Source organism: Streptomyces sp. SID3343 (genome assembly GCF_009865215.1).
Lineage (GTDB): Bacteria > Actinomycetota > Actinomycetes > Streptomycetales > Streptomycetaceae > Embleya.
The window spans coordinates 1-2,109 of record NZ_WWJX01000399.1 but is presented as its reverse complement, the minus strand read 5'-3'; the positions used below and the strand labels follow the sequence as shown (position 1 = coordinate 2,109).

Annotated in this window: 2 protein-coding genes and 1 pseudogene; 1 reads left to right on the top strand and 2 read right to left on the bottom strand. The window is 70.7% G+C overall.

All coding sequences use genetic code 11. From position 1 onward, the window contains the following. Nucleotides 1–417, bottom strand: a pseudogene (locus GT354_RS13360) (cell division protein FtsK); the annotation flags it as partial. Continuing rightward, a complete protein-coding gene (locus tag GT354_RS13355) occupies nucleotides 417–815 on the bottom strand; it encodes a hypothetical protein (RefSeq protein ID WP_161356525.1) in 399 nt (132 codons plus the stop codon). The pseudogene GT354_RS13360 and the gene GT354_RS13355, both read right to left, overlap by 1 nt. 201 nt (nucleotides 816–1,016) lie before the next feature. On the opposite strand from GT354_RS13355, the gene GT354_RS13350 reads away from it, so the two are divergent. Next, nucleotides 1,017–1,799, top strand: a complete 783-nt coding sequence (locus tag GT354_RS13350; RefSeq protein WP_161356524.1) for a GntR family transcriptional regulator — start codon at nucleotides 1,017–1,019, stop codon at nucleotides 1,797–1,799. Nucleotides 1,800–2,109 lie beyond the last annotated feature (310 nt).

Below are 2,109 nucleotides of genomic sequence, written 5' to 3'. Positions count from 1 at the left end.
TAAGCGCACCGATCCCCGCGCGGTGGAGGCGACGCGCACGGCGTGGACGCGCCAGGCGTGGGCGAGCGCGCCGGAGGCGTCCGCGAACGCGTCCGGTGTCTGCCCGGGGTGCATCCGTACCGCGACCGACAGGCCGCCCGCGCGGGGTCGGGGGATGCCGATCCGAGGCGGAATCGGCCGCAGCGGTTGCCCGCGCACGATCAGGTCACCGAGGAGCACGCGGGAGGGGCGACGCGTGATGGTCAGGCCCCGCTCGATCGCCAGCGGACGCCACGACCGCCACACGCGCACGGCCACCAGTGGGAAGCCGAACGCGTACCACCAGTGGATCGGGAAGCGGCGCCGCAGCGCGGGAGCCGCGAACAGCAGCCCCGCCACCGCGAGCGCAACGACCCAGGCGAGCACGAGACGGATCATCAGGAATCACCCTCCTTGTCCTTGCCGGCGCGCAGAGCGGACGACAGCGGCCCCGAGGGGCGTTCCGCCGCAGGGCCGGGCGTGCCGGCGGGGGTGATCGAGGCCGCGCGGAAGCTGGTTCCGTGCCGGCCGTTCTGCTCCCAGGCGAAAGCGACCAGGTCGTGAGCGATCACGCGCACGCCTTCCGCGACGCCGGAGGGTTCGCCGGACACGGCGATCTCGATGACCGACGCACGCCGCGTGTCGCGCTGCCGCACGGAGACGCCGACCGTCCACACGGTGACGCCGTCACGGTCGACCTTGAGTTCACCGGTGTCCCGGTTGACGAGCTTGGGTTCCGGCGCGACGACGCACATGAGCGTCCCGAGCCGGTTGATGTCCACAGGTATGGACTGCATGAGGTTGTGGCCTCCAGCCACTCACGGACGCCCATCTATTGTCGGACGTCACTTGTCATGACAAGTGTCGAGGCGACAAGAGGAATGCGCAAGTAGGTATCCCGATGGGTGACATCAGGAGGGGTACGCCATACAGTCGAAGACACACGGCCTCACGCACGCGTCGTGCACAAGGGCCGGCCACCGACGAGGAGACGTCCGATGGAACTGGTTCGAGGAGACGCGTTGTATCGCCAGTTGGCGAACGCCATCCGATCCGACATCCAGTCCGGCGAGTACCCGCCCGGATCCCTACTGCCGTCCGAGTCGGCTCTGTGCGAGCGCTACGGCGTGTCGCGGCCGACCGTGCGCCAGGCACTGGCGGCTCTGCGGACCGAGGGGCTGATCATCGTGCAGCGCGGGAAGGGATCGTTCGTGCGCGCCGCCGCAGGCGCCCCGGCCGTGACGTTGGAGCGCGCGATCACCCGCAGCGCCGGCCGGTACGTCGACCCCGAGACCGAGTGGTCGCAGGTCGAGTCGCCCACCGTCTACCGGGCGACCACCGACGCAACGACCGGGCCGCTTCTCGGATTGGACGAGGGAGAGGCCGTGTTCGGATGCGACCGCCTGATGACCCATCAGCCCACCGGCACGCGCGCGTTGCTGCGCACGGTGATCCCGTTCGCGACAGCCGCCGGCGCCGACCTGGGCAACGACCCCATGCGTCCGCAGGCCGAGTTGTACGCCGTCCTTGAGGCCGCAGGGCACCGCCTCACGTGGCACGAACGGGTCTCCGCGCGCGTGCCCGCCCCGGACGAGGCCGCCGTCCTGCGCCTGCCGGAGGGTGTTCCGGTGATGGTCATCCGCCGTGTCACCGGCGGGAACGACGGCCCGCTCCTCCTGGAGGAGACGAGGATCAGCGCGGAGGCGACACAGGCCGACTACGTCATCACGCCGCAGGGCCGGGCGACCGCCCGCAGGAGTCGAGCCGGCACCACGGGGTGACACGCGCATCCCCCGCGACGTCGAGGGGGAATGATCGGATTAGTAGTGCCGCTTGGATGCCGGGCATTCGTCGCTACGGATACCGAAGCCGACGAACATCATTGCCAGCACGTCCACCGGGCCGGATTTCGGTTCTCCCCACCGCAGCCCGCGCGCGGGGGTCCGGAACCGCGGTTGCCCACCGACACGACCGACACACCGGTGCGCGATGAGGGCATCCGCGGTTCCTCGCGGGACGTGGTCGAACTCTTCTCTACTTACTCAAGGGCGCCGCTGCGCGCCGCCGGGCGGACCCGCCCGGGGCGCCCGC

Bases quoted from the DNA above. Each gene is read 5' to 3' on its own strand.
- GT354_RS13355 (WP_161356525.1), bottom strand. From the start codon at position 815: ATGCAGTCCATACCTGTGGACATCAACCGGCTCGGGACGCTCATGTGC.
- GT354_RS13350 (WP_161356524.1), top strand. From the start codon at position 1,017: ATGGAACTGGTTCGAGGAGACGCGTTGTATCGCCAGTTGGCGAACGCC.